The sequence below is a fragment of the Oceanospirillum linum genome, assembly GCF_001995095.2.
Classification (GTDB): Bacteria; Pseudomonadota; Gammaproteobacteria; order Pseudomonadales; family Halomonadaceae; genus Oceanospirillum; species Oceanospirillum linum.
The window spans coordinates 75,320-101,480 of sequence record NZ_MTSD02000003.1 but is presented as its reverse complement, the minus strand read 5'-3'; the positions used below and the strand labels follow the sequence as shown (position 1 = coordinate 101,480).

General features: G+C 48.4%; 22 protein-coding genes and 2 tRNA genes. 10 read left to right on the top strand and 14 right to left on the bottom strand.

All coding sequences use genetic code 11. The features are described from left to right. The first annotated feature begins 39 nt into the window (after window positions 1-39). Window positions 40-573 carry an RDD family protein gene (locus BTA35_RS08480; protein ID WP_078319388.1) on the top strand — a complete coding sequence of 178 codons (534 nt, stop codon included), beginning with the start codon at window positions 40-42 and terminating at the stop codon, window positions 571-573. Window positions 574-637: 64 nt separating this feature from the next. Here BTA35_RS08480 and trxC read toward each other — a convergent pair whose 3' ends face one another. From trxC to BTA35_RS17895, 3 genes are all read right to left on the bottom strand, one after another. Further along, window positions 638-1,078 (bottom strand): thioredoxin TrxC, encoded by a 441-nt coding sequence (trxC, locus tag BTA35_RS08475; RefSeq protein ID WP_078319763.1) that lies wholly within the window; start codon window positions 1,076-1,078, stop codon window positions 638-640. A gap of 88 nt (window positions 1,079-1,166) precedes the next feature. Beyond that, window positions 1,167-2,015: a hypothetical protein gene (locus BTA35_RS08470; protein ID WP_078319387.1), complete on the bottom strand. Its 849-nt coding sequence runs from the start codon at window positions 2,013-2,015 to the stop codon at window positions 1,167-1,169. Then, the gene (locus BTA35_RS17895; protein WP_160054948.1) at window positions 1,990-2,133 is read right to left on the bottom strand and encodes a hypothetical protein; all 144 of its coding nucleotides are present in this window, start codon (window positions 2,131-2,133) and stop codon (window positions 1,990-1,992) included. The genes BTA35_RS08470 and BTA35_RS17895 overlap by 26 nt, the downstream gene beginning before the upstream one ends. A gap of 346 nt (window positions 2,134-2,479) precedes the next feature. Here BTA35_RS17895 and BTA35_RS08465 point away from each other — a divergent pair, with 346 nt between their 5' ends. After that, window positions 2,480-3,220, top strand: coding sequence for a glutathione peroxidase (locus BTA35_RS08465; protein ID WP_078319386.1), 741 nt, complete (start codon window positions 2,480-2,482; stop codon window positions 3,218-3,220). A 451-nt stretch (window positions 3,221-3,671) separates the two neighbouring features. Then, complete coding sequence (gene scpC, locus BTA35_RS08460) at window positions 3,672-5,189, top strand: succinyl-CoA:acetate CoA-transferase ScpC (RefSeq protein ID WP_078319385.1); 1,518 nt, start codon at window positions 3,672-3,674, stop codon at window positions 5,187-5,189. A 99-nt stretch (window positions 5,190-5,288) separates the two neighbouring features. On the opposite strand, the gene BTA35_RS08455 is transcribed toward scpC, so the two are convergent. Continuing rightward, complete coding sequence (locus tag BTA35_RS08455) at window positions 5,289-6,347, bottom strand: DUF3549 family protein (protein WP_078319384.1); 1,059 nt, start codon at window positions 6,345-6,347, stop codon at window positions 5,289-5,291. Between the two features lie 565 nt (window positions 6,348-6,912). On the opposite strand from BTA35_RS08455, the gene yegS reads away from it, so the two are divergent. Next, window positions 6,913-7,854, top strand: coding sequence for a lipid kinase YegS (yegS, locus tag BTA35_RS08450; RefSeq protein WP_078319383.1), 942 nt, complete (start codon window positions 6,913-6,915; stop codon window positions 7,852-7,854). A gap of 54 nt (window positions 7,855-7,908) precedes the next feature. Here yegS and BTA35_RS08445 read toward each other — a convergent pair whose 3' ends face one another. Then, window positions 7,909-8,181: a late competence development ComFB family protein gene (locus BTA35_RS08445; RefSeq protein ID WP_078319382.1), complete on the bottom strand. Its 273-nt coding sequence runs from the start codon at window positions 8,179-8,181 to the stop codon at window positions 7,909-7,911. An 80-nt stretch (window positions 8,182-8,261) separates the two neighbouring features. After that, on the bottom strand, window positions 8,262-10,253 hold the full coding sequence (locus BTA35_RS08440; protein WP_078319381.1) for a monovalent cation:proton antiporter family protein: 1,992 nt from the start codon (window positions 10,251-10,253) through the stop codon (window positions 8,262-8,264). A 442-nt stretch (window positions 10,254-10,695) separates the two neighbouring features. Between BTA35_RS08440 and BTA35_RS08435 the strand changes: the two genes are divergently transcribed. The 3 genes from BTA35_RS08435 to BTA35_RS08425 all read left to right on the top strand — a co-directional run bounded on the left by BTA35_RS08435 (window position 10,696) and on the right by BTA35_RS08425 (window position 13,419). Beyond that, on the top strand, window positions 10,696-11,331 hold the full coding sequence (locus BTA35_RS08435) for a TetR/AcrR family transcriptional regulator (RefSeq protein ID WP_078319380.1): 636 nt from the start codon (window positions 10,696-10,698) through the stop codon (window positions 11,329-11,331). Window positions 11,332-11,469: 138 nt separating this feature from the next. Next, window positions 11,470-12,492, top strand: coding sequence for a hypothetical protein (locus BTA35_RS08430; protein ID WP_078319379.1), 1,023 nt, complete (start codon window positions 11,470-11,472; stop codon window positions 12,490-12,492). Between the two features lie 234 nt (window positions 12,493-12,726). Beyond that, window positions 12,727-13,419, top strand: coding sequence for a hypothetical protein (locus BTA35_RS08425; RefSeq protein ID WP_078319378.1), 693 nt, complete (start codon window positions 12,727-12,729; stop codon window positions 13,417-13,419). Between the two features lie 53 nt (window positions 13,420-13,472). Here BTA35_RS08425 and BTA35_RS08420 read toward each other — a convergent pair whose 3' ends face one another. From BTA35_RS08420 to BTA35_RS08395, 6 genes are all read right to left on the bottom strand, one after another. Beyond that, on the bottom strand, window positions 13,473-15,209 hold the full coding sequence (locus BTA35_RS08420; RefSeq protein WP_078319377.1) for an HDOD domain-containing protein: 1,737 nt from the start codon (window positions 15,207-15,209) through the stop codon (window positions 13,473-13,475). Between the two features lie 205 nt (window positions 15,210-15,414). Further along, on the bottom strand, window positions 15,415-16,890 hold the full coding sequence (gene putP, locus BTA35_RS08415; RefSeq protein WP_078319376.1) for a sodium/proline symporter PutP: 1,476 nt from the start codon (window positions 16,888-16,890) through the stop codon (window positions 15,415-15,417). A gap of 389 nt (window positions 16,891-17,279) precedes the next feature. Next, window positions 17,280-18,047 carry an AraC family transcriptional regulator gene (locus BTA35_RS08410; protein WP_078319375.1) on the bottom strand — a complete coding sequence of 256 codons (768 nt, stop codon included), beginning with the start codon at window positions 18,045-18,047 and terminating at the stop codon, window positions 17,280-17,282. 341 nt (window positions 18,048-18,388) lie between these two features. After that, window positions 18,389-18,679 (bottom strand): high-potential iron-sulfur protein, encoded by a 291-nt coding sequence (locus BTA35_RS08405; RefSeq protein ID WP_078319374.1) that lies wholly within the window; start codon window positions 18,677-18,679, stop codon window positions 18,389-18,391. A 65-nt stretch (window positions 18,680-18,744) separates the two neighbouring features. Beyond that, window positions 18,745-19,056, bottom strand: coding sequence for a c-type cytochrome (locus tag BTA35_RS08400; protein WP_078319373.1), 312 nt, complete (start codon window positions 19,054-19,056; stop codon window positions 18,745-18,747). Window positions 19,057-19,336: 280 nt separating this feature from the next. After that, the gene (locus tag BTA35_RS08395) at window positions 19,337-20,197 is read right to left on the bottom strand and encodes a hypothetical protein (protein ID WP_078319372.1); all 861 of its coding nucleotides are present in this window, start codon (window positions 20,195-20,197) and stop codon (window positions 19,337-19,339) included. 232 nt (window positions 20,198-20,429) lie between these two features. Between BTA35_RS08395 and BTA35_RS08390 the strand changes: the two genes are divergently transcribed. Together BTA35_RS08390 and BTA35_RS08385 are read left to right on the top strand one after the other, a co-directional pair. Beyond that, complete coding sequence (locus tag BTA35_RS08390; RefSeq protein WP_078319371.1) at window positions 20,430-21,857, top strand: MBL fold metallo-hydrolase RNA specificity domain-containing protein; 1,428 nt, start codon at window positions 20,430-20,432, stop codon at window positions 21,855-21,857. 127 nt (window positions 21,858-21,984) lie between these two features. Then, on the top strand, window positions 21,985-22,821 hold the full coding sequence (locus BTA35_RS08385) for a DNA/RNA non-specific endonuclease (RefSeq protein ID WP_238377537.1): 837 nt from the start codon (window positions 21,985-21,987) through the stop codon (window positions 22,819-22,821). A 257-nt stretch (window positions 22,822-23,078) separates the two neighbouring features. Here the strand turns inward: BTA35_RS08385 and BTA35_RS08380 are convergent. After that, window positions 23,079-23,165: transfer RNA gene (locus BTA35_RS08380), tRNA-Leu, on the bottom strand. 81 nt (window positions 23,166-23,246) lie between these two features. Continuing rightward, window positions 23,247-23,333 (bottom strand) — tRNA-Leu (locus tag BTA35_RS08375). Window positions 23,334-23,513: 180 nt separating this feature from the next. Here BTA35_RS08375 and rnr point away from each other — a divergent pair. After that, window positions 23,514-26,012, top strand: a complete 2,499-nt coding sequence (gene rnr / locus BTA35_RS08370; RefSeq protein WP_078319370.1) for a ribonuclease R — start codon at window positions 23,514-23,516, stop codon at window positions 26,010-26,012. The last annotated feature ends 149 nt before the right edge of the window (window positions 26,013-26,161 follow it).

The following is a 26,161-nucleotide window of genomic DNA, read 5'->3' as shown; positions in this document are numbered from 1 at the left end:
GTTTAGTTTTATTCTTTTAATGCATATTAAGGCTGAGAAATGACAACAAGTGGTCGCCCGTTTCCAAAACAGATTTATACACGCCCGGCGGGACTGGTTCGCCGATTAGGGGCGATGATGTACGATTTTCTTATTATTGTCGCTATCTGGATGCTGCTGGGCTTTGCCCGGCTGCCCTTCCTGCCGGAAGGGGTTGATGCGATGAATGACCATGCCGGGCCGGGTTTTCAGAGTGTTTTGTTTCTGGTGACCTTTGGCTTTTTCACCTTCTTCTGGCGTCGTACCGGTCAGACCTTGGGTATGCAGGCGTGGCGCATCCGTATCCAGAACAGTGATGGTCGCCCGATCTCTCTGACGCAGTCACTGATGCGCTTTTTCTGTGGCGCTTTCTCCCTGATCTGTTTAGGGGTGGGGCATTTCTGGATGCTGTTTTCCCCTGGGAAGAAAACCTGGCCGGATAGTTTCTCGGAATCAGAGGTGGTCTATGTTCCTTCTGATAAAGAGATCGCACGCCTGAATACGGGTGATGAGACCGCAGAAGAAAATCGCAAGCAAGGCAAAAAAAAGAGCTAAGCGCTCCTGCTTAGTGCGCCATCGTTTTTAATCTGCCCTCGCCTTATCTCTCATCTTGCTGTGGTTAGCTGTTGGCCTGAATCCAGGCTTTCAGCTGAGCGGGCTGCATGACGCCTGACTGTCGGGCAACCTCTTTCCCTCCTTTAAAGATCACCAATGTCGGAATGCTTCGGATACCAAACTGAGCACCCAGTTGCTGCTCCTGCTCAGTATTCACTTTTGCCATTCTTACCTGCGGCTCAAGCTCCTTAGTCATCTGGGAGAACATTGGCCCCATCATTTGGCAAGGACCGCACCACGGTGCCCAGAAATCTACAACAAGCGGCAGATCCGAATTCGCAATCACTTTGCTCATTGTTGACTGCGTCAGGTTCTGAGGTTCTCCGGTAAATAAAGGCTGCTTGCATTTACCGCAGTTGGGTTGATCCGCCAGCCTGTTATCGGGGATGCGATTTACGGCAGTGCAGTGAGGGCAGACAACGTGCGATATTGGTTGCTCGGACATGATAATTTCCATTGATAAGATCTGTTAGTTAAATCTTATATAAGGGCGGTCAAAGGGTTTTCAACCGCCACAACTGTATAGCCGAAGCCTAGCTTTTTTTTAAGAGAAGCGCTTTTTCCAGCAGCTCCAGAAGCTCTGAGCACTGTCGGTAATCGAGAATCAGCAGGGCTTGGTTTGAAGCCATTACAGAAGACTGGGCTGCGAGCTTTTCCTGAGCAGCAAAGAGCTCTGATGGCTGTAGGCCATAACCTTCAGTTAATCTGTGCTGGCGAAAGATTGCAAAGTGCAGAGATGGAAGGCGTCGCTGGTCAGGCAGTGATTGTTTTCCAACCCGTGCGAAGCTGCGGGCTGGTTGCAGATTTAATCCATCTCCCAGGGGCAGGTCAGTCAGAGGGGTTAGTAGCAGATTGTTAATCAGGCTGCCCTGGTCGAGTTTTTGTTTCAGCCAGAAGGCCAGATTCAGCAGGCGTTGCTGTTTCAGCTCTTCTGCCGTAAGCAGTTGCCAGTGGAGTCTGGTGAGATGATCAAGGGGGCTGGCGAAGTAGAGCCAGTCCTGCACGCTATCTTTCTGTTCCGTTGGAATACTTGTCAGGCTGCGGGCTGACAGGTGGCGATGCAGTGCATGACTGTCAGAACCGGTATGGGGTGTGTGCAGGGAAAGCTGATAACTCCAGACCTGATTTTTCCATTCACGGCTCACCGCAAAAGGAATATTTGTCTGCAGCTGTTGGGAAAAAAGGTGGTGTTTCTGTGCCGGCTCAGAATGATCAGAGCTATTGGTTTGGGGTTGGGATAATGGTTGGAAAATTTTCAGAGCACTTTTAAGAGGGAGTCGGCAAAGATTGCCAAAACAGTCGCCGAGATCAAACAGAGTGTTTGTCAGCTGTGCCGGTGAAGCAAAATCTAAAGAATTAGCAGTGGTGGTCTGAGACAGCATGATGATGTTCCTGATTCTGAAGCAAAGGTTCTGGTCGCGATAGGTTATCTGCAGTTGTGGTCATAATATTGCGCATCATAGGTTTGGTCGTCATGGTCTTCATAATGAGTGTTTTCATGGTGAGTATCTCTTTAGGTTAGCGTTGAGTAAAACATCATAAATCGGCTTGAACCGGATAACTATAGATAGCATGGCTGATGGTTGATCACAATAAGGTGGCAGGTTGATGACTGTAAAAAAATGCATCGGCACTGCCTCTGATAGGTTTTGGCTATTGATATGATATGAAAGTTATATTTTATCGATCAAAAGACGAGGGATATAGTGAACGCATCAAAGACAGCAGTGAAGCCGACTGTTAACCTGAATGCTGTCAAACATATACCAGAGGGCTTTCAGCCCACCGTAACACCGATATCTGAAAGCCAGACGTTGGTTTATCTGAATTGAAGGGGATGTATACCATGTTAGAGAATCGTGAAGGCCAGAAGGTTCCACAGGTTGTTTTTAATACACGCGTTGATAATGAGTGGGTTCAGCTAACAACGGATGACCTGTTCAAGGGTAAAAATGTCATTCTGTTCGCCTTACCGGGTGCCTTTACTCCGACCTGTTCCAGTACTCACCTGCCACGTTATAACGAGCTGGCTCCGGTCTTTAAGTCCCAGGGGATTGACGACATCATCTGCCTGTCAGTGAATGATCCGTTCGTAATGGATGCGTGGGCTGGTGACCAGAATGCTGAGAATATCACTATGTTGCCGGATGGTAATGGTGATTTCAGCCGGGGAATGGGGATGCTGGTTAATAAAGCTGATCTGGGCTTCGGTGATCGTAGCTGGCGCTATTCTATGCTGGTTCGTGACGGTGTTGTTGAGAAGATGTTCATTGAGCCGGATGTACCGGGTGACCCGTTTGAAGTCTCTGATGCTGACACCATGCTGAACTATCTTGCGCCGGATGCGGCGGCACCTAAGCGTGTGACCTTGATTGGCAAGCCAGGCTGTAGCCACTGTACCCGGGCAAAGAATGCACTTAAAGCACAGGGCATGAAGTTTGAAGAGATCACCGTGGGTAGTCATGGTATTAGCCTGGCAACTCTGAATGCGATCTCAGGTCGCGGCACGACGCCTCAGATCTTTATTGAAGGTGAGCATATTGGTGGTGCTGACGAACTGGAAGCCTGGTTAAGCCAGCAGGCTTAAGGGTGATTCATCAGCGTTCGGTTTATTGATGTTTAAACCGGTCGCTGAGCGCAGAATAAAGCTGTCAGAGTTGGCCGTAAGGCGACTCTGATGGCTTTTTTTGTACCTGCTTATAAGTCCGCCGCTATTTGTTTATAAGTCGCTACGGGTTAAATAGCGCTCAATGACAGGGGTTAAAAGCGGTGGTGTGCTGTTGAGCGTGATAGGTGTTATCACGGGAGGATAATGCTTTGAAATCCGAGCCTTCCTTCTGATTGGTTGGATTGCTATTTTGTGCCTAAATGTTGATAAGTTGCAGATAAAACTATCTATTTAGACTAAATGTGTAGCTTTTTTCTGTAATTATTTCTAAATATAGAATTAAATGCTGCTAAAATTCCTGCCTCGTAAAACAGCTTAGCAACCTTCTGTTGCAGGCAAAACCTGACTCGATAGTAAGTGAGAAAACACCATGTCAGCTAACGCCAGAATTCTCTGTCCGACTTTGAAACAGCGCCTGATGACTGCCGAGAAGGCTGCAGAGCTGATACCCGCCGGTGCTAATGTTGGCATGAGTGGCTTTACCGGTGCCGGCTACCCTAAAGTGGTGCCCGGTGCTCTGGCTGAGCGCATCCGTAAGCTGAATGCCCGTGAAGGCAGTGAGCCTTTTCGTATCAATGTTTGGACAGGTGCTTCCACCGCACCGGAGCTGGATGGTGTTCTGGCAGAGGTTGATGGTATTGAGATGCGCCTCCCTTTTCAGAGTGACCCTATTTGTCGGCAACGCATCAATAATGGGACCATGGATTATGTGGATCTGCATCTGTCTGAAGTTTCCCAGTACGCCTGGTCTGGATTTCTGGGCAAGATGGATATTGCATTGATTGAAGTGGCAGGCATCCGCGAAGATGGTAGCCTGATTCCCTCCTCCTCCATCGGTAATAACAAAACCTGGATTGAGCAGGCGGATAAGATCATTCTGGAAGTTAACAGCAAACAGAATATTAAACTGGAAGGGATGCATGATGTGTACTACGGCACGGCTCTGCCCCCTGACCGTAAGCCCATTATGCTGACAGACCCTGCAGACCGGATCGGAGAATTCTATTTTGAATGTCCTCCGGAAAAGGTGATTGCGGTGGTTGAAAGTGATGCTGCTGATCGTAACTCTCCCTTTAAAGCCTCCGATGAGACTTCTCAGAAGATTGCTCAGCATATTCTGGACTTTTTTGAGCGTGAAATTGAACTGGGTCGCCTGCCAAAAGAGCTGCTGCCGATTCAGTCCGGTGTCGGTAATATTCCGAATGCCGTGCTTGAGGGGTTGGATGCAGGGCCGTTTAAAAACCTGACCGCTTTTACGGAAGTGATTCAGGATGGCATGCTGAAAATGCTGAAATCAGGCACCTTGAGTGTGGCGTCGGCGACGGCCTTTTCACTGAGCCCCGAGGGCATTAAAGAGTTTGATGAGAATATTGATCTTTATCGGGACAAGATCATTCTGCGCCAGCAGGATATCAGCAACCATCCTGAGCTGGCGCGTCGCCTCGGGATTATCGCCATGAACGGTATGATCGAATGCGATATCTACGGTAACGTCAACTCTACCCATATTATGGGTACTCGTATGATGAATGGTATTGGCGGTTCCGGCGACTTTGCCCGTAACGGTTATCTGTCGATTTTTGTCTCGCCATCGATAGCCAAAGACGGTGCGATCTCCTCCATTGTCCCTATGGTTTCCCACGTGGATCATACCGAGCATGATGTAAAAGTGATCGTGACCGAGCAAGGGTTGGCTGATTTACGTGGATTATCACCTCGCCAGCGGGCCCGGGAGATTATTAACCATTGTGCTCATCCGGATTTCCGTCCGGCATTGCATGACTACTTCGAGCGGGCGCTGCATTCCGGGCGAGGCATGCACACGCCTCATCTTTTAGGCGAGGCTCTGAGCTGGCACCAGCGTTATGAAGAAGAGGGGCAGATGTAACCGGCCCCCAATGAAACAAACCTTCACACGCTGAATAAAAAGCCGTTCTGTTAAAAGAACGGCTTTTCTATTGGGCTTTTTGACGCGACCTGCAGGGTTTTAGCTATCCTGTCCCATGAGCAGGCCGATCGCATTACTCAGAGCTTCACTACGATCCGGATCTCGGAATTGAGCAATTATCAGTGTGCGCAGGCCGGGAACAAATATCAGATCCCGGACAATTTTAACAAAGGCCTGGTCACCGGCAGAGCAGATGGCCAGCTTTTCAAGATAAGGCTTCAGCAGTGCGGGGCTTTCCAGTGACTCCCAGGCCCGGGCTGCAATGACGGTCAATATTTCAATATCCTCACTATGGCTGCTTTCCAGCACACTTCGGATCAGCCCGTCACGAAGACCTTTAGCCTGACTGTGGCCTACTCCCCGAATTGCTGCGGCAAGGGTCAGACGGTCGGCTTCGGGGTCTGCGATCAGTTTTTCTGCCCTCTCACAAATGGCTGCGGCCAGTTTATGATCAATGGCTTCGTTTTCCAGGCAGCGGCAAAGTGCACTGAAAGGGATATCAGGAAAGTCAGCGATATGTTGCGTCAGCTCTGCGCCATTGTCCTGCTTTTCCAGTCGCACGGTAAAATCTGCAATACCCTGCAGACCTATATCTTCCCAGTTGTCCATTTCTCGCTGACCGGTGAAATATTCTTCCGCCTGATCGTGGAAGCGGGAAGCGGGCTGCCCCAGTGCCAGTTTGGCTTTGGCATTAAATATGGCGATTCTTTCCTGATCGGGTGTGAAGGCCAATGGGTTGTCCTTCATCAGGTTCTGGGCCTGTTGATTTTCCTCTTCTGACAGGTCTTTCGCGTTCTGGCCGATAGTCTCCAGCAGGCGCTTTAGAAAGTCGTCCCGGGCAGCCTGAATAATAAAGCCCTGTTCATCCAGCGGGAATTGCAGAAACCAGATAAAGTGCTGTTCAGGTGCCTGTGGATACCAGAAAAGAACACCCAGTCGTGCGTGGTACATGTATGGCTGCGGATAAGGTATCTCGCATTGCTCAAATCGGGAAAAGGTATTAGCAGACACCAGGGATACCCGTCGTCCCATATCGAAGACACGAAGATTGGCCCCGGTTTTTTCGAGAAAGTCAGTGAGGGTTGTGATGTCAGACATAGAGCTTCCTGTTTTGCCAAGCTGAAGACAGTTTCAATTGTGCGGGTTTTCAGAGGTTGCAGAGATTACTGCTTTTAAGCCAGTTGTGCCAGTGGCTGCTATCGGGCCAGGGAGAGGGTTTCTTCTTTGATCAAAAAATAGACAGTTTTCTACAGGTGCGATGCAGCCTTGTACGGCATGAGTTGTCCCATAATTATCCACAGCTGTTTACCGGATACTTGTGTATAGCTACTTTGTTTTGCCATAAATCTGTTTCAGGACGGCGGTTTACTGTTACTTGACCTCTTTTTCTTTGAAACTTGAATCAAAACAGCTGGTTAAGGTGTTTTTATATCCAGTGTTTTGTGTATTGTTGTTGGCATTGGGCGAATTTGTCATGCCCTTCAGGGCCGTGCATTTAGCGGAAATAACAGTATACTCCCGTTAAAGTCCCAGCCTATTCAGGTTTTATCCACAGCTTTATGCTTCTGGTTGAAATATCTGGGTTTTCCACAGACTGGTGGCAAAAATCAAATGCCATCAGAGACGTAACAGACCAGATTAAAGCTCAAAGAGACGAGCCCTAATGACTTTATCGGATAACCGTTACCATCTACGCATTATCCTGCATGGTAAAGAAGCTCAGAATGTTGCTTTACGCGATGCAGTACGTTTGCTTCGGGATCATCGCTACAAAATTGATGTGCGTGTCACCTGGGAAGAAGGTGATGCCCGCAGGCTGGCCTGTGAAGCTCGTCAACTAGGGGTGGATATTGTCGTCGCCGCCGGTGGGGACGGTACGCTCAATGAAGTGATTAATGGTCTGATGGCAGCGGACTCGAGACTCGAGATGCCCTCTTTAGGTGTTATTCCTCTCGGAACGGCCAATGATTTTGCCGTAAGTTGCCGAATTCCTTTAGCCCCTCTGGAGGCGTTGATGCTGATTACTGAGGTCGGTCCTGTCGCTGTGGATCTGGCACGGGTGAATCAGCGCTATTATCTGAATATGGCGTCCGGTGGCTTTGGTGCTCAGATAACGACAGCGACTCCGGATGAACTGAAGCGGGCGTTGGGGAGCCTGGCTTATCTGCTGACCGGGATGAGTAAGTTCACCAGTATTGCTGCTGTTGAAGGACAGATTACAGCACCTGATTTCAGCTGGCATGGTCAGTTTATGGTGCTTGGGGTTGGCAATGGCAGGCAGGCCGGGGGAGGTCACGAACTATGCCCGGAGGCTTTACTGGATGATGGGTTGCTGGATCTTAATCTGTTACCAAAGGCAGATCAGCAGACACTGACGGATACTCTGCAGTATTTTATGCTGGATAATGGTTCCGTTATGCAGGATCAGATGATTCATCGACGGATTCCCTGGCTTGAAATTGAAGCTGAACAAAGCATGAATATCAATATCGATGGGGAGCCGGTTTCTGGCCGTCATTTGAGATTTGAAGCTGTCCCAGGCGCTTTAAAAATGCACTTACCCCGAACTGCACCTCTGCTTACAGGTAATACAGAATCGGAGTAAGTCGGGCTGCCATAAAACCGGCTTGGGCCTGCTTTATTAATACCGATAATCAGATCAGGTTTTTTCTTTATCTATTTTGTCGTTGATAAAAGCAATCGCGTTATCAACGGCCTCTTTTACCTGCTTGGACATCATAATGTGATCTTCATCTTCGAGATAGAATCCCATATCGACCTCAAAACGGAAATATTGCGGTGGCAGGTTATTCAGTGCCACACAGGCGATATCTTCGGCGTAGCCTTGCTCGTAGCCTGATATAAGACCCCGTTCGGTGAGTTCTTCCAGTACCAGTTTTTCATAGTAGTTCTGTACGTTCTGAAGCAGCATAATATTTCTCCGGTAATCAGAGTTATCTTACCTCTGTTCATTATATTCTTTAGCTGACGAATACTCTTGTACTACTTAGTCTAACCACTATAGATCAGGGATTCAGCTTGTTCGATCTGATCAGTTAATCCCTGAAGGATTAAGGTGTCGCCACTGGTAAGCCGGATATTAGCCTCCGGGTGCTCAATATCTTCATTTTTGCGATGAATGCGCAGAATCTGAACCTGACAACTGTTTAATTTAATTTCTTCTATGGTTTTGCCGTGAGCATAACAGCTGTTACTGATTTTCACCGGGTGAAGACGGACTCTTGGGTTTCCTTGTTTATCAAGAAGTTGGGAAAGGCGGCCATGGAAATATCCATGAAGCAGCTGGTAGCGTTGCTCTCTGGCGGTCTGCACCATACGGGCTATACGGCGAAAAGGAATGTGCATTTGGGTCATTACATGAGTTACCAGCATAAGACTGCCTTCCAGTGCCTCCGGAATGACTTCGGTAGCACCTGCCTGCTTCAGGTCCTCCAGATGGGAGTCATCCCGGGTGCGCACCACCACAGGGATCTGATAATCCAGAGCGCGGACACTACGGAGAATCGACAGGGTTTGTTCATATTCATTGACGGTGATAACCACGAGGCTTGCACGGTGTAAGCCAGCAGCCTCCAGAACCTTGCGGCTGGCTGAGTCGCCAAAGAAAATATTTTCACCACCACCTGTGGCTTCTTGTACCCGTATAGGGTCGTTATCAAGGGCCAGAATAGGCAGGCTTTCTTTACGCATAAAGCGAGCGACCGTTTGCCCAACGCGGCCAAAGCCACAAACAATAATATGTTTGTTTAACTCAGAGGTTGCCTCTGCAAGCTCTTCCGAATTGTGGGGTGGTACTTCCTCATAAGGCTTATTGGGGATAAGCCGCTGACAGATATCTGCATTATAGCGGATAAGAAATGGTGTGACGGCAATGGAAAATACGATAATAGCGACGACCAGACTGGCGGTTTTAGCTTCTAATAGCCCGTTCGTTAAGGCTAATGTCAGCAGTGCAAAACCGAACTCACCGCCCTGGGCTAATATAAGTCCGGTACGTATGGAAGACGATTTGTCTTTACCTAATAACTGGGCCAACAGAGCGATGAGAAAGGCTTTTGAGAGTACCAGGCCTATGCTGCCGAGTATGACCCAGTGCAGATTACCGATCAGAACCTGATAATTAAGCTGCATACCCACGGTAACAAAGAACAGCCCCAGCAGAATATCCCTGAATGGGCGGATATCGGCTTCAATCTGGTGTTTAAAGTGACTTTCACCCAGCATCATGCCAGCCAGAAAAGCACCTAGTGCCATGGATAACTCCAGGGCGTGGGTGATCCAGGCGGCTGTCAGAGCGACCAGGAGTACTGTCATGACAAAAAGCTCTTCCGAGCGGGTTTTGCTGATCTCATGAAATATAAAAGGCATAAGCCATTTGCCTACAGCAAGCATCACAATGAAGAGGGCAACGCCCTTGAGCAGAATAAGGCCGATAGCAAACGAGAAACTGTTATCACTGGTTCCGGCTAGGGCAGGGATCATGATAAGAAAGATAACGGCAGCGAGATCCTGGAACAGGAGTATTCCAATTGCCGAGTGGCCATGGCTGCTGTTGAGTTCGTTCCATCGGGTTAGTTCCTGAGTGACAATGGCCGTTGAAGACAGGCCTAATGCTCCGGCTACAATGAGTGATGTTTCTGAGCTGAATCCCAGCATAAAGTGGAGAACGGACCAGAAAAAGAAGCTGCATAGAATAACCTGGCTGCTGCCCAGGCCGAACACGGTTTTACGCAGGGCATTCATTTTGCCTAAAGAGAACTCAAGACCAAGGGAAAAGAGCAGGAAAACCAGGCCAAACTCTGACAGAAAACTCAGATCATCAGGGTTAGGGATTAACTGAAATGCATAAGGGCCAATTAACAGGCCTACGGCCAGATAGCCGAGAACAGGGGGTAAGCGTAATCTGCGCAACAGTGCTGTGGATATGACGGAGCCACCCAGAATAATCATCACCTGGTTGAAATAGTCAGTGTTTTCTAACATCGGTGTCCTCAGGCGGCAGCCCTTGTTTATTTTTGTTTTAGTATTAGTGCTTTGTATTTTGAGATTAACATTGTACAGCTAAAATGAAATACAGCGTTTTGATGACGCACCGGCTCAGGTTACTACGTGATATCTGGCAGGTACTGAATTTCTATAGATGAGGTTGAGGTTCATTGAAGCTATGGTGCCGGACTGATATTTTTTATGTCTTTCGGTGAGGTGATACGCGATGGATGTTAGTGCTAGTATGTCGGTCAGCATATTGGAACGAAGAATAAAACGGTGTGCTTGATTGTTGTAGGACGTGCTTGGTTACTGATTAGTAGCAGAGCAAAAATATTTGCAAAAGCAGGTGTGAAGCACTGAGTGTTCCACAGACTGCGGACAATAAAATCAATAAAGAAAAGCGACAGGTGCCAGCCTGTTGCTTATTAGGGTCAAGATGAATAAAAACAATAACTCATCAACTGCTGAACGAATTCTGGATATTGCCCAGGATCTGTTACAGCGTCAGGGCTTTAACGGCTTTAGCTATCAGGATATAGCCGAACGGGTCAAAATTCGCAAAGCAAGTATTCATTATCATTTCCCATCTAAGGGGGATCTGGTTGTCAGTCTCTGTAAACGTTACGTGGACCAGTTTCTGGAACGACTGCACCAGCTAGACCGCAAACATGACTCCAGCCTGACAAGGCTCCGGGAGTTTACTCTGATCTACAGCCGGATCATCAAAGACAAAGAAAAGCTGTGTCCGGTGACAATGTTATCTGCTGAGGTGGAGGCGTTACCAAGCTCTGCGAGAGAACATCTGCAACGTTTTATCAGTGAAACAGAGCGCTGGTTAGGGCAGACTCTGGAGCAGGGTAAGCGGGCTCACGAACTTCAGTTTTCCGGTAGCTTCCAGTCTCAATCACGTATTATTCTGGCAACACTGCAAGGTGCTATGCTGGTAGCGCGTGCATCGGGTGATCGGGGGCATTTTCAGGGTGTTGCCGATGATCTGCTTAGGCAGTTGCAGCCTAATCCTGCGCGGCCGGTTTCCGGCGGTCGTACTGGGCAGACATTAGCTCAAGCCTGATTTATTCAGCCTATAAGAGTAATTCCTTCCTGTGTGCGCTGACACTCATTTCTGAGTGATCAGCGCAGAAACTATTCCCGCCGCCGCCCTTTCGGTATGATGCAGAGCAAAGCAGGTTCTGTAAGGAAGAGGTTTTCAATGAGTGATCAGCCAGAGTTGGCGGTAGACTGGCAAAGCCAGATATTGAGAGATGCGGCAATCGGTCTGTTTAAAACGGAGCGAATCCGGCGCGATGTTTATACTGGGCCATTAATTAGTGAGCTGCTTGAGCTTGAGTGGCTGAGTCAGGTTGATAATGAGGATGTATATACGTTGACCCCAAAAGGGCGTCATCAGTATCCCAAACTTCTGGATCAGAACTTACCTCAATGGCAGGAGCTGGCGCTGTCCGGTATGAATATGCAGGATGAAGAGCGCGATGCCTTTATGCGCCGTCTTGAGTTTATTCGGGCTAATACCCGTTTTGATCTGCCGGTCTGGATTAATCGCAAGAGCTTTAATACCTTGTATGGCGGGGATGAAAAAACGCAGGTCTCTGATGATCTTCAGGCCCTGCTACCAAAATATCGTATCAGTGAGGATGCGATGTTAAGGATCAGAGGGACAACGGATATGCATCTGATGAGAAAGATGCTAAAACCGATTCGATTAGGCCCGATTCTTCAGATGATGTCACATGCCGCCATTCCTGAACGGGATGTAATGGAGCTGACGGAAGTTGACGGTGAACAGCCATATATGGTGATGACGGTTGAGAACCTTTCCGTGTTTGCTGATATGGATATTCCTGATCATCTTATGCTGATTTGGGCTCCGCTAAATTACCCGGATCTGGCTATTAAAGTGCTGAAGATGATTCCTCAGTATGTCCCCCATATACATTTTGGTGATCTTGATCCGAGCGGGCTGGCACTAGCTGAGCATATTGCAGGGGAAACCGGACGACCCGTGCGCCGTTTCCTTCCTGAGTTCTGGCAGGAATATATGAATGAATATGCCCAGCCTTGCGTTGATGGTTCTGCTAAAGGGAGCTGTTGGCAGTTGGCTATCAGTTCTAACGCTTTGATCCGGAAACTGATGTTACGCAAAGAGTGGATGCCCCAGAGTGTCATTTTGCTCGACCCTCGCCTGAGGCATGAACTGCTATCCCTGATGAACTAAACCCTGGACCTGCGTGCAGAATCCTGGTTCATCTTTCCCTGGGCAGTCTCGGTTTTAGGCTGTTCAGGGATCTTATATCAGGTAGGGGCCGGTTTTACTTCTGCCCGCATATTATATATAACCGAATGGAACTTCCTTTCTTTTTATCAGATGATTTTAGACTAAAGGGTTAGACAGTACGGGCAGAGTGTGATTATCTATGTGGCTTACAGGCAAGGAGAGGAACAGAAGCCAATGAAGTCCTTAAAACCGACGGCTTTGCCTAAGCTGGTGCCCCGGCGCAACCTTGCGGCCCGTCAGCAGAATGACTCCATGACAAGTGCCTCTCCGCCATCAGCCTGTATTGACTCACCTGCTCCCCGTTATTCCTTTGCAGCATGCTCCCTTGCAGCAACTGCTTTTGGTCTGGTTTTGTATGGCATTTTCAGCTTTATTCAGAGTGATGCCCGCTACCCCAATATGCATAAAACCGATGAGTGTCACTATTTAAGCCATCTGGATCTGGCAGGAGCATACCAGTACCAGAAAGACGGCTCTGTACGTTGTTTAAGTCCGGTGCGCTACCTAGGTGTAAATAACCAGCACACGTTGCGCTATATGGCGCTGGGCCGGGGAAATGTGATCGAAGAGATGCGGATCAGTCTCCGGCTGGGGCGCTACGGTGAGGCGAGTGCTGTTAATGAATTGGTTCGCTTCGGGCAAAGCTTATCTTTACCGGTTTTGGGACATACTATGCCTGCTGAGGTAGGTCAGTACCTGCGGGAGGGTTATGTCGGGCACTGGGACTTTCCCGGGGTAAGTCTTTATATTGAACGGCATTATTACCCTGCTCTGCAAGACCCCCCCAATCTGAGGACGGAACGGGTTTTGAAGATGTTGAACTGGTTTTCCGAAAAAATCGCCTCCATTAAAACAGTCTGCCAATGAGTTTTGTAACAGAAGGCTGCTCTCTATATTAATGACCCATCCATGGCGTCAGGCTAAAGGCGGTTTTTTCGGTGCTCCTGCTCTTTCCGGTCGGCCAGTGTTCCCATGCCATGGCTGATAGCCTGAGCCAGAGCCCGGAAGGTCGCATAGTTGGACTGTGTGAGTGCTTTATCTGAATCTTTATTATCAGCGTACAAGATCCCGGAAACCTTACCTCTCAGCATAATCGAAGCCAGTACAAACTCTGCAGGCTCGTTCAGATGAGGCCAGAAACCTGCGGGTAACTCAGTGAGATAACGTGAACGGTTTTCAGGCTTAGCCCATAAAGCGGCTTGTTTTGACAGTAACTTGCCAAAGAGGTGTCGACTGTCCGCATTAAGGGTCATTTTGGCAAACGGGCTGTTATCGGTAAAGCCTTTGGCGTAAACACCCTTAACACTCCCGTGGCTGCGGGACTTCATGAACAGAATGCAGCGGGTTAAACCTAGGTCAAAGTGCAAAACCTGGCTGGCACCGTCCATCATCTGATGAATAGAAAAAACCTGCTTCTGCCTGACAGTTTGCAGATAATAGATCTTAAATAGCGCTGTCTGTACCGCAAGATCTTTATTAGGAGGGGGCGTTGCTGCTTCCACCTTGGCTTTTTCAGTGACGGCTATAGATGTTGGGGCAGCTTGTTTCTTAGGCTCTGTAATCTGAGCTCGCGTTGATTGCAATTCAGCTTTTCTGCGCGTATCACTGGATAGGTCCTGATAATGCTTTGCTTTTTTAGCCTGTGTTGGTGCTTCTTTTACCGGCAGTGAGCGCTTTTTCAGGGGAGGGTGTAGCAGTTTTATGGCGGGTAACCAGACACCGCTGAGTTTATGGCTGGCAGAGTAGATAACGGCATTGCGATGCAGGAAAGGGATAACGTCGTCAAGATGTTGATGCAGAAATGCTGCAATCATGCATTCAATTCGTTCCGTTTTCGGGCCAAACCAGGTGACCGCCGTATTAAGCGCCAGCCAGTGAGTCAGAACCGCTGCTGACCAAGGTGTTTGCAAGAAGTGCCCGACATTTTGGGGGATCTCAGGTGCTATGCCATCTTTCCAGGCGCACTTGGCAATATCGGCCAGCATTCTGGCTTTTGAATCGAGTAACTTGTACAGGTTATTCTGAGTAAATTTACTCAGACACCAATCAGGTAACATTGCCTGGGTAAGTTGTTGAGTCGTGCACCCCATCAATGTCATTTCAACGTGGTGACGACTTTCTCCGGTTTGAACCCGCTGCTCAATGGCGTGGTAAATTTTTGGTGAGGCTAAAGCCAACTGCCAGAATACCGAACTCAGACGTAGTGATATCCAGTAATTACTTTCGCCTGTGCCAGGGCTTTTCCTTTCTGCGATCATATAGGCTTGGGTCGCCGCATGCAGGCTGGTGTTCAGCGCCTGCAGGAAGGCTTTATGGGCTGTTTTCGCCGGATCAAAACGAATGTATTTCACCTTCCTGAGCATTGGTTGCAGCTTGTCCATCCCCAATAGAGAAAGCGAGTGAGGCAGAGACAGCATATCGTTCTCAGGATTGTTCCGAAGTTTACTGGCATGGGCAATAATCTGAAAAGAGAGAACAGGGTCCTCTGCAATAATCAGTTCAAGGTCTTTCAGGCATACATCCGGTTTTTTCAATGATTTCAATAAGCGGGCACCAGTATCCGATAACGCAGGCAGGGACACTTTTAACAGCTCTTTGCGCCACTGGGTCAGTCCTTTGGCAACAGAAGTATTTGTTGATGTGGCTTTTGACGACATGATTTTATTCCGAAGTCCGGTACACAATCAGGCTTGAGATCCACGGGAATACAAGCAGTTATCAGCATTGTAACTCAGATATCTACGGGTTTGTTTATATGCCGGGCCTTTTTAATTGAGCAATGACGGACTGTTGTCTGAAAACAACAAAGGGCCCTTAAGGGCCCTTTGCTGAAGGATTATATTGTGTTTAAACGGGGGCAGATTAGCGGTTAGCCACCTGATCAAACTCATCCTGGATTTCCTGAGAAGGCTCAGGAGTGGCCATACTCACAACATAGATTGCAATCCATGCCAGAATAAAGCCTGGAACGATTTCGTAGATATCGAACAGTCCACCGGATAGCTGTTTCCAGATAACCACGGTGACGCCGCCAACAATGATACCTGCAAGAGCACCCATGGTATTCATACGCTTCCAGAACAGAGCCAGGATCAGAGTCGGACCAAATGCTGCGCCGAAGCCCGCCCAAGCATAAGATACAAGACCCAGTACCGAAGAATCGGGATCACGTGCCAGCAGCAGAGCGATCATCGCGATGCCAACAACAGCGAAGCGGCCAACCATAACAAGCTCTTTCTGGGTTGCATCTTTGCGGAATAAAGACTTATAGAAGTCTTCGGTCAGCGCAGAAGACGATACCAGTAGCTGGGAATCTGCAGTAGACATTACCGCTGCCAGAATCGCTGCCAGCAGAATACCCGCTACAACCGGGTGGAACAGAGCGTTAACCAGTACCATAAACACCGTTTCGCCATCGGCAAGACCTGAGTCCAGGTAGCTGACAGCACCAAAACCAACGAAGCAGGCACCCAGCAGACTGATTGCAGTCCAGCTTGTTGCAATACGACGAGCCGTTGGAATGTCATTTTCACTACGGATCGCTGCAAAACGTGCCAGAATATGAGGCTGTCCGAAGTAACCCAGGCCCCAGGCTACCAGGGATATGATTGCGATGATGCCCAGAGGCTCGCCATTCATACCGTTAAATAGCGTCAGGAACTCAGGATTTTTCGCTTCCATCGCGGCAAATGTGCCGGATATGCCACCGGTTTCACCCAGCAGGATGACAGGAACGATTATCAGAGCTGCGGCCATCATCAGGCCCTGTACCAGGTCAGTCCAGGATACCGCCAGGAAACCACCAAAGAAGGTGTAGGTAATAACGGCGAGGGTTCCAACCAGTACAGCAGTGAAGTAGTCCATGCCGAATACAGTTGCGAATAGCTTACCACCTGCGACCAGACCGGAGCTGGTGTAGAACAGGAAGAAGAGCAGAATGAAAAATGCTGAGATGACACGCAGCAGATGCGAGTTATCACGGAAGCGTTTTTCGAAGAATTCAGGCAGAGTCAGGGAATCACTGGCCACCTGGCTGTAAACGCGCAGACGACCGGCAACGATCAGCCAGTTTAGCCAGGTGCCAACCAGCAAACCACCTGCGAGCCAGAAGGCTTCGAAACCTGCTGCCAGGGCATAGCCTGGTAGGCCCGATAGCAGCCAGCCACTCATATCAGATGCACCAGCGGACAAGGCTGAAGGCCAGGGGCCTAAGCTGCGACCACCCAGAATATAATCGGAAAGATCTTGTGTTTTACGGTAGGCGTAAATACCGATCCCTAGTATCAGGGCGATATAGACCACAAAGGTCCAGCCAACAATCGCGTTTGTTTCTACCATGGTAGTTACCTTTATGTGCAGACTCTTTAGTTATTTTTATGGGCACACCGGATGGTGTTTAGACTGCCTCTCTTAAGGAGGCTATACCCAGCGGGCCACATCGCATGGAATGAGATTTCAGCTGTGAAGCAAACCGAATTCAATACGATATAGCAGAACATTTGCTAAGCAATATCTACAGAGCGTAGATGATCACTTCTGTTCCTGCCTCAATCGAGGCAAATATTTACTGTGGGCTGAGCTTTCTCTGCGTGCAAACTGAGAAGCCAGACATTTCGCGAGGGTACAAAAAACCACGCTAAGGGCACTGTATTGAGATAAGTCAGGTGCTTCTTGCAAAAAACTGTGTTTTTTTTGTAAAAAACTCTGATGTTCCCCTGAAAAGCGCGTTAATGTTGCTGACGAAATTGCCCTGGTGTTAGTTGAAAATATCGTTTAAATGCATTTCCAAGGGCGCTTTGACTGGTAAATCCTGTTTGTTCAGCAATATCATTTAGTGGGGACTGGGAGTGTCGCAAAAGTCTTGCTGCCTCTTTCAGCCTGGCCTGAATCAGGTATTGGTGTGGTGTAATACCGGCAACATTACGGAACATGATATGGAAGTGGCTTTCGCTCATGCAGGCAACATCAGCCAATTGGGCAACTGATATTTTTTCCGCCAGGTGCTCCGCAATATAACGGTCAATCAAATCCAGTTTCAGAGTGACCCGGTCGATCTGTTTAAGCGGTGCTTCCTGTTGAAATATACGTTGATGCAGACGATGAAGAAAAGCAAAAGCCAGGAAGTCCGCTGTGCCAGGGTCATCGCCAAAGGACTTAATCTCTTTCAACATAAATGTGAGAAAGAGTTTCAGGTTGCTGTCGATGGTGAAGTATCCGGGAGTATCGAATAAACGACTGAGGTCAATCACACTACTCTGCAGTAATGGATGACGGTGGGGCAGGTCGATAATCAGATGGGTATTACTTCCAATGCCTTCGTAGTAGTGCGTATGCTCAGAAGGTACTAGACATCCCTGCCAAGGGGTAACGATACCTTGGTTGCCTTCTATCTCAAACTCAGCTTTACCTGACAAAGCAACGACCAGTTGATGGTATTCATGGTCATGGCTCAGGCAGCTGTTAGGGAGTCGGTTTACGCGGATCGCCGTATTCATGGGTCGCCTCTTGGACCGATTTCAGATAACACATCCAGTGATGTCCGGTACCGAATCGCTCTGTTTCCGATACCCGTTTCAATACTTTACGTTCTGAGCAGCCATTGTACGACTTTGGTTTAGCGGGTAAAGGGGTTTTTTGTTATTGATTCGCATTTGCTTCTTATGGCTGGCAGGTTTTGATCCGGACTTAGATAAAAGCTCCCGGATTCTAATCTATATTTTTCCTGTAGTTGATAAAGCTAGCGAACCAGAGGCTCAGAAGAGATCGTCAGAAAAGCCAGTATAGGCGGCTTTCTTGTTGTATATGGTTTGCTGAAGGAAGGGACGTTGAGGTAGCGTCAGGATTTCAGAACCCAGGACTGGCACCAACCTGCTGGTGCGACACTGTTGGAAGAGAATAGCTGACAGCCGCTGTCGAGAAATTTAAAAAACTGACAATTAGAGCAGGTTTGGCCTTTCTTGTATTTTGGGTGTCTAACCCGTCTTACATTACTTTTATAGTGTCGGGCTTTGGCTTGCGCAGAGCGTTCAGATAATGGTGGAAATGCCGCGAGAGCTTTATGACTGATAAAGGGTGTCACTGGCAGAGTGCAGGCCATGATCAGAAACGTGCGACGACTAATATCCATCTCTGAGTCCTCCGGTATCACAAAGGGTCGGGCATATCCAACCCTTTGTACAGATCGATTAGAGCTTAGAGTGAGCTGAAGTACGCTGCCAGATCTGCAATGTCCTGATCGCTCAGGTTAGCTGCCTGAGGGTTCATCAGTGCAGCTGTAGGACCACCACGCTGACCCGCTTTATAAGCTTTCAGAGCATTTTCCAGATATTGAGCTTTCTGTCCAGCCAGGTTTGGATACATAGGTATCATGCTGACACCGTTGGCACCATGGCATGCTGCACACACGGCTGATTTTGTTTTTCCTGCTGCTGCGTCACCGGCAGCCAGGGCAGAACCAGAAGCAGAGATTGCAAGGATGCCTGCAATAGCTAATAGTTTTTTCATAGGATTCACCTTAGGTTTTATCATCAAGCTATTTTTAAAATGATTACTGATCGTTCTTTCTTATTACGGGAAAAAATGCTCAGTGGTTGTAACTGGGCATGAGATCAAAACAGATGGTTTGGTTTCATGCATTGGCGCAAATCATATTTGCCCTAAGAATACTCTCTTTCGGGTATAAAAAAAGGCGGCTATACGTCGCATGCCGTCTTTCTTTTTCTGCATTGATGGATTACTGATGTCAGTAGGGGGCGCTAATTCCATGTTGCACATGGTTAATTTTTTAAGGATTCTGGGATGGTGCGAATAACCGGGGTTTTTGCATATGGCGGCGTGAGATCCAGTTTCCGGCACGTGCTTCACCGGTTTCACCCAGATGATAGCTTTGCAGGCCATCCGGTTGAATGTAATAGCGAATAGTACCCGTATCATCCAGGTGGTATTGCTCGATAAAGTAGACGGGTTCAACATTAATGGCTTCGTACATCTCAAAGCGATAATGATTCAGAATATCACCATCACTGGTTACCATTAATTCACCGGTTGTACTGTCCTTATATTCTTTCTTAAGCTGAATAATTGCCTGTGTACCCTGCTCGTTTTGCTGGTCAAATAGGTAGCGAATACCCAGGGCTGCTGAAGGCTGGTCGATAAAAAGTGTCTGGAAATTTTGAGTCAGAAACTGAGCCGCTTCACGGCGAGCGGATATATGGCTGGCATCACTCATGTCCGGAGTTACGCTATAGCGGAAATTACCGAAGAAGAGCTCATAATGATCTTTGTTTGCTTCAAAGTTGACCAGAACCTCTTTCAGTTCGGTGCCCGGTAGTGTGCGCAGAATAAAACTGTCGGGGTGGGATGATATCAGGCTGCCATCTTCAGACTCTGAGAAAAGCGGCCGGTACACCAACTCCTGTGGACCTGAAACATAAGCCCGGATCAGCAATGACTGGCCCTCTCCAATAGGGTTGAAAACACGTTCAATAGTTGCACGGTCGGGGCTTAATTGCTCACCCAGCAATAACCGAAAATGCTGAAGCGCATCATCTGACCCTTCCGGGTTTTCTGCGGCAAGTCCATACTGCTGCCAGAGAGACAACGTAAGAAACAGTGAGATACTAAAGACGTATTTAATAAGTGACATTTTGGGCTGCAAACGGTTGCCAGTTGCTGATTAATTATATTGACTGTACCCCTTATAAACGCGGTAATCTAGCTGTAATTGGTGCTTTTTGATGTTAAACGGTTGCTAACTGTCAATTATGTTTAGTTATGTCAAAACGCTCATCAGAAGTCATTTTATATCTGGCTTTTTAGGTTGACCGGCAGTTCGTTTTTTTGGCTTAGTGCAGCCTGGCTGGGTACAAGGAGTTGTTATGCATATCGAATTTCATGGAGCAGCACAAGAAGTGACAGGTTCTTGCCACCTGGTTCAGGTTGGGCATTATCGGGTGCTTTTGGATTGTGGTTTGATACAGGGTGGAAAGTACGGTGAGCAGCGTAATGCGGAACCTTTTTCTTTCGACCCTAAGCAGATTGATGCTGTGGTGCTCAGTCATTCACACCTTGATCATTGCGGGCGTATTCCCTTGCTTGTTAAGCGAGGCTTTAAGGGCCCGGTGTATACACAAAAAGTATGTCGTGAGATGTGTGGCATTATGTTTCGGGATGCGGCCAATATTTATGATCATGACACTAAAACCCTGAACCGGAAGCGGGCCCGGAAACATTTGCCTCCTGTTGAACCTTTGTATACCGCTGATGATGCGGAGAAAGCATTAAAACACTTTCAGCCGATGGCTTATGACGTTGAAGATGAAATTTTGCCAGGTATTCGCATCCGTTTTAAAGATGCTGGTCACATTATTGGTTCTTCAATTGTTGAGCTTTGGCTGGAGGACGGCAAGCATCGCCGTAAGGTCGTATTCACGGGGGATTTGGGGCATAGTGATGCGCCAATACTCAGAGATCCGACACCGATTCATCAGGCTGACGTTGTTCTGATGGAAAGCACCTATGGCGGCCGATGCCATCGCCCCTGGCAGGAGAGCATGGATGAGATGGGGGAGATTTTAAATGATGCGGCAAACTCCAAAGGAAATATCCTGATCCCCTCTTTTGCGGTTGGTCGCACTCAGGAGTTGCTATATCTGTTTAGTGAAAATTTTGATGCCTGGAATATGGGGCGTTGGCAGATTTTTTTGGATAGCCCCATGGCTATTGAAGCAACAGAGGTCTACCTGAATCACTGTGAGCTATATAATAAAGAGGCCAAGCAGAGGGTTTTAAATCATGAGTCACTGGATAGCCTTACTAATCTTCGGTTAACAAAGACGCCTGAAGAATCCATGGCGCTCAACCGTATCGCCTCTGGTGCCATTATTATTGCCGGCAGCGGAATGTGTGAAGGTGGTCGAATCCGGCATCATTTTAAATGCCAGCTTTGGAAGCGTAACACCAAGGTGCTTATGGTTGGGTTTCAGGCCAAAGGCACGCTGGGTCGTCAATTAGTGGAAGGAGCTGAAACGGTCAAACTGTGGGGTGAGACCATTTCTGTTGGGGCCAGTGTTTATACGGTAGGAGGATTTTCAGCCCATGCTGATCAGGATGGTCTTATCAACTGGCTGAAACATTTTAAAAAGCAGCCGAAGGTTGTTCTTGTTCATGGTGAGCCCGGGGCTCAGGATGCTTTGCAGCATGAAGTTGGCAACCGTCTGGGATACTTCCCGGATATTGCTAAGCCGGGGCAGAAGCTGGACTTGATCCGTATGAGCTATGATAACGCAGAAAATCAGGCGTCCTGAACGTTGAGATCTTTCTGGTTATAGCCTGACCCGAAAAAATTGTTATTTAAACTGACGCCAAACTTAGATTCCCAATAATCAGGTTTGGCGTTTCTGATTCAATCGGTATTTTAAAAAAGGAATAAGTGTGCGCTCTATACCTGTCGTTTTTGCATTGGTACTGGCACTTTTGGGAAGTACCGCCTGGTATTTCCTTGAACAAAACAGTCGTAATAGTTTTATTTATGGAGGCATGCCGGAGCGGATGGAGTCCGGTTGGCGTCACTGGTATCGGGTGTTAAGAAATGACGGCTTTATGGTGGGTTATTCCGACCTTCGCATGAATCCGCTCTGGGCAACCTATTGGCTGCAGGAGCTTACGGCGGAGCAGAAGCGCCAGAGCTATAAGCGACCGGGGCAATTTAGTGAGGACTGGCGCACGGTCTGGCGGGTCAGTCATCGGGATTATACCCGCTCAGGGTATGATAGAGGGCACTTGGCTCCGAATTATGCGATCTCGCGCTTGTATGGTAAACAGGCTCAGACAGAAACGTTTCTGATGACCAATATTGTGCCGCAGAAGCCGAATCTTAATCGTAAAGTCTGGCAGCGCCTTGAAGAGGCCGCTGTTGACCATTTTACAGGCCAGTTTGCCCGGATTGCGGTTATAACCGGGCCTGTCTTTGATCAGGAAACAGAGCGCCTGGATAGCTGGGTTGAGGTGCCGGATGCATTTTACAAAATTTTTGTTGGCCTGAATCGCAAGGGTGAAGCAGAAAGTATGCTGGCCTTCCTGATGCCGCAAAATGTTCGGGGTAGTGAGCCATTGACAAAGTTTGTCGTCAGTGTCGATCAGGTAGAGGAAGTGACTGGGCTTAATTTCTTCAATGCGTTGCCGGACAGCCAGGAAGTGAAGCTGGAGGCGATGAAAGATAGCTCCCTCTGGCGTTTGAATGATGTTGCCCGGAAGCCTTCACGGTATTAGTTGGTTCACAATTTAGTTACTGGCCGGCAGTGAGTTGCCCTGTCGGACTTCAGACAAATAAATTAAGGCTGAACGGTTGAGTGCCGGAATGCCTTGTTCTGAGTCTGTTGTTGTTAAGGGGGCTCTGGAAAGGTTTGCGGTTGGCTGTATGGCGTAGAGCTGTTCGGGATAGGAAATACAGGTGTTAGAAACGAAAAAAATCCCATCGCGGGATTTATTTTCTTTTAGGCTTGTCTTTGTTTTGCTTGCATTGGGAATGGTGCCCAGAAGAGGACTTGAACCTCCACGGCCATACGGCCACTAGCACCTGAAGCTAGCGTGTCTACCAATTCCACCACCTGGGCGCAATGCACAGGCAAAACAAAAAGTTGCTTATTACAACCTAGTTGTCACATCAACCGCTTAATCTGCCTAAGATTAAGAGTTGGTGCCCAGAAGAGGACTTGAACCTCCACGGCCATACGGCCACTAGCACCTGAAGCTAGCGTGTCTACCAATTCCACCACCTGGGCTGGACAACTGGGGGCGTATTATAAGGAGGATTTTCTCTCTTGCAATACTTTTTTGCAGAAAAAACAGTATAAAAAGCAAATTTCTTCGCCAAGTCTTATAATCAGTGGTACTTTGGTGGGGTAGTTAAAAAACAAATGATAAATTAAAGAAGATATAGATTGATAAAAAAGGCAAATGATATGACACGCTGGTCAGTGAAGCAGGATCCTCAGGCCGATCGTGAAGCTAATAAGTATGATAATCCGGTGCCGAGCCGAGAGTTTATTATGCAATGGCTTGAAAACTACGGGCGTCCCCTGACGCATATGCAGCTTTGTGAGCGCATGGGACTGACCAGTGAAAATGATATTGAAGCACTGCGTCGCCGGTTGAAGGCGATGGAGCGTGATGGTCAGCTGTTAAGTAACCGTAAAGGTGCTTATGGCCTGATTTCAAAGATGCAGCTCGTCAAAGGGCGAATCGAAGCCCATGCTGATGGCTTTGGTTTTATGGTGCCGGATGATGGCGGGGAAGATCTTTTTCTGTCCAATTTTCAGATGAAGACCGTGTACCACGGGGATCTGGCCTTGGCGCGTGTGGTTGGTGTTGATCGCCGTAATCGCAAAGAAGGCGCTGTTGTTGAAGTTCTGCAGCATAATACACACGAAATTGTCGGCCGCTACATTGTTGAACACAACGGTATTGGCTATGTCCGTCCTGACAACCCTAAGCTGCATCACGATGTACTGATTCCGCCGGGACAGGAAGCCGGGGCTGAAGATGGTCAGGTGGTATGTGCTGAAGTAACCCAGCAACCGGCCCGTCGTGCCCATGTCCAGGGCCGCATTAAGGAAGTATTGGGCGATGAGATGGCTCCGGGAATGGAGATTGATATCGCCATTCGCAAGCATAATCTGCCAAATGAATTCCCTGAAGACGTATTGGACCAGATCCGCAATATGTCTGACCAGGTTCAGGAAGCGGATAAACGTGATCGCGTTGATCTTCGCCACCTGCCGTTTGTCACCATTGACGGTGAAGATGCGAAAGACTTTGATGATGCGGTTTATTGTGAGAAGAAGCGCAGCGGCAACTGGAAGCTCTTTGTTGCTATTGCTGATGTTTCACACTATGTCGGCGTTAATACGCCACTGGATCAGGAAGCGCACCGCCGAGGGAACTCCGTTTACTTCCCCGGACAGGTGATTCCTATGCTGCCGGAGCTGTTATCCAATGGCCTCTGCTCATTGAACCCCCACGTAGACCGTCTTGTGATGGTTTGCGAGATGAGTATCAGTGCTAAAGGAGAGATCAGTCGCTACCGTTTCTGTGAGGCTATTATCAAGTCTCAGGCACGCCTGACATATACCCAGGTGGGTGCGCTTCTGGACGATCCAGAACTGCCGGATGCAGCTATTTTTAAAGAGAAATATACGGACCTGGTTCACCCGATTGAAACGCTGTACGGGCTGTATAAACAACTTCGTGTTGCCCGTAGTGAGCGTGGTGCAATTGATTTTGAAACGGTGGAAACCCGCATCATCTTTGATGAGCACCGTAAAATCGAGCGTATTGTTCCCGTGGTGCGTAATGAAGCCCATAAACTGATCGAAGAGTGCATGCTCTGCGCAAACGTCGCTTCTGCCCGTTTGCTGGAGAAGTACAAAATACCGGGGCTGTTCCGTGTCCACAAAGGCCCTAAAGAGCAACGGCTTGAAAAACTGAAGTCTTTTCTGGGTGAACTGGGCTTTGAACTGGGCGGTGGCTTAAAGCCAACACCGGAAGATTATCAGGAAGTGCTTCAGGCGATCGGTGACCGTCCTGATGCCGGTAACATTCAAACGATGCTGCTACAGTCGTTGTCGCAGGCGGTTTACACACCGGAGAATGAAGGCCATTTCGGCCTGAACTACAAAGCCTATACACACTTTGCTTCGCCGATTCGCCGTTACCCGGATCTGCTACTGCATCGCGCGATTCGGGCTCTGATTCGCAGTGACCTGACCGGTAGTCATCTGCAGCGTTGTGAGACAACGCCGACAGAACCCAGGGATAAATGGTTGCCATACAATGAAGCTCAGATGGTCGAGCTTGGCGAACACTGCTCTATGACAGAGCGGCGTGCAGATGATGCCACCTATGATGTTCTTGCCTGGCTGAAGTGTGAATACACGGCCAGTCACGTAGGGGAAAGCTTTACGGGTAAAGTGACAGGTGTTACCGGTTTTGGGCTCTTTGTTCGTTTGGATGAGATCTATGTTGAAGGTTTGGTACATATCACCGGCCTGCCATCGGACTACTATCAGTTTGACCCTCTGACCCAGCGTTTGCGCGGTGACCGTAGTGGCCGTGTTTACGGTATGAATGATGAATTGACCGTCATTGTGGCCCGGGTTGATCTTGATGAACGCAAGATCGACTTTGAACTGGATACCCGTCAGCCTGATAATGCCGTGGGACGTAAGCGTAAGCCCCGTAAGCGCAATATGACGGATGCTGAAGACCGGCTTTCAAAGGTTGTCGCTTCTAATGATGCAGCGGATTCGAAACGGAAAAATGATCGTGACGATGCATCCGGCAAGCCGAAGCATAAAGGTGGCAGAAAGAAAAAACTGAAGCCAGCTGAAAAGGGACGTTCTGGCCTGAATGATGACATCAGGAAAAAGCGACCCAAGAAGAAAAAAGTAAAAAAAGATTAAGAGCAAGCAGTTAGCAGCAATGGGCGCATCCGGCTTCCTGTTGTTGTCTGCCTGTCTTAATATTTCCCGGCAGGGCTCTGAATCAGAGCCCTGTTTCCGTATCAGGCCGCAAGACGGCAGAAATCGATAGCGCAGCATCGGGCTGCCAG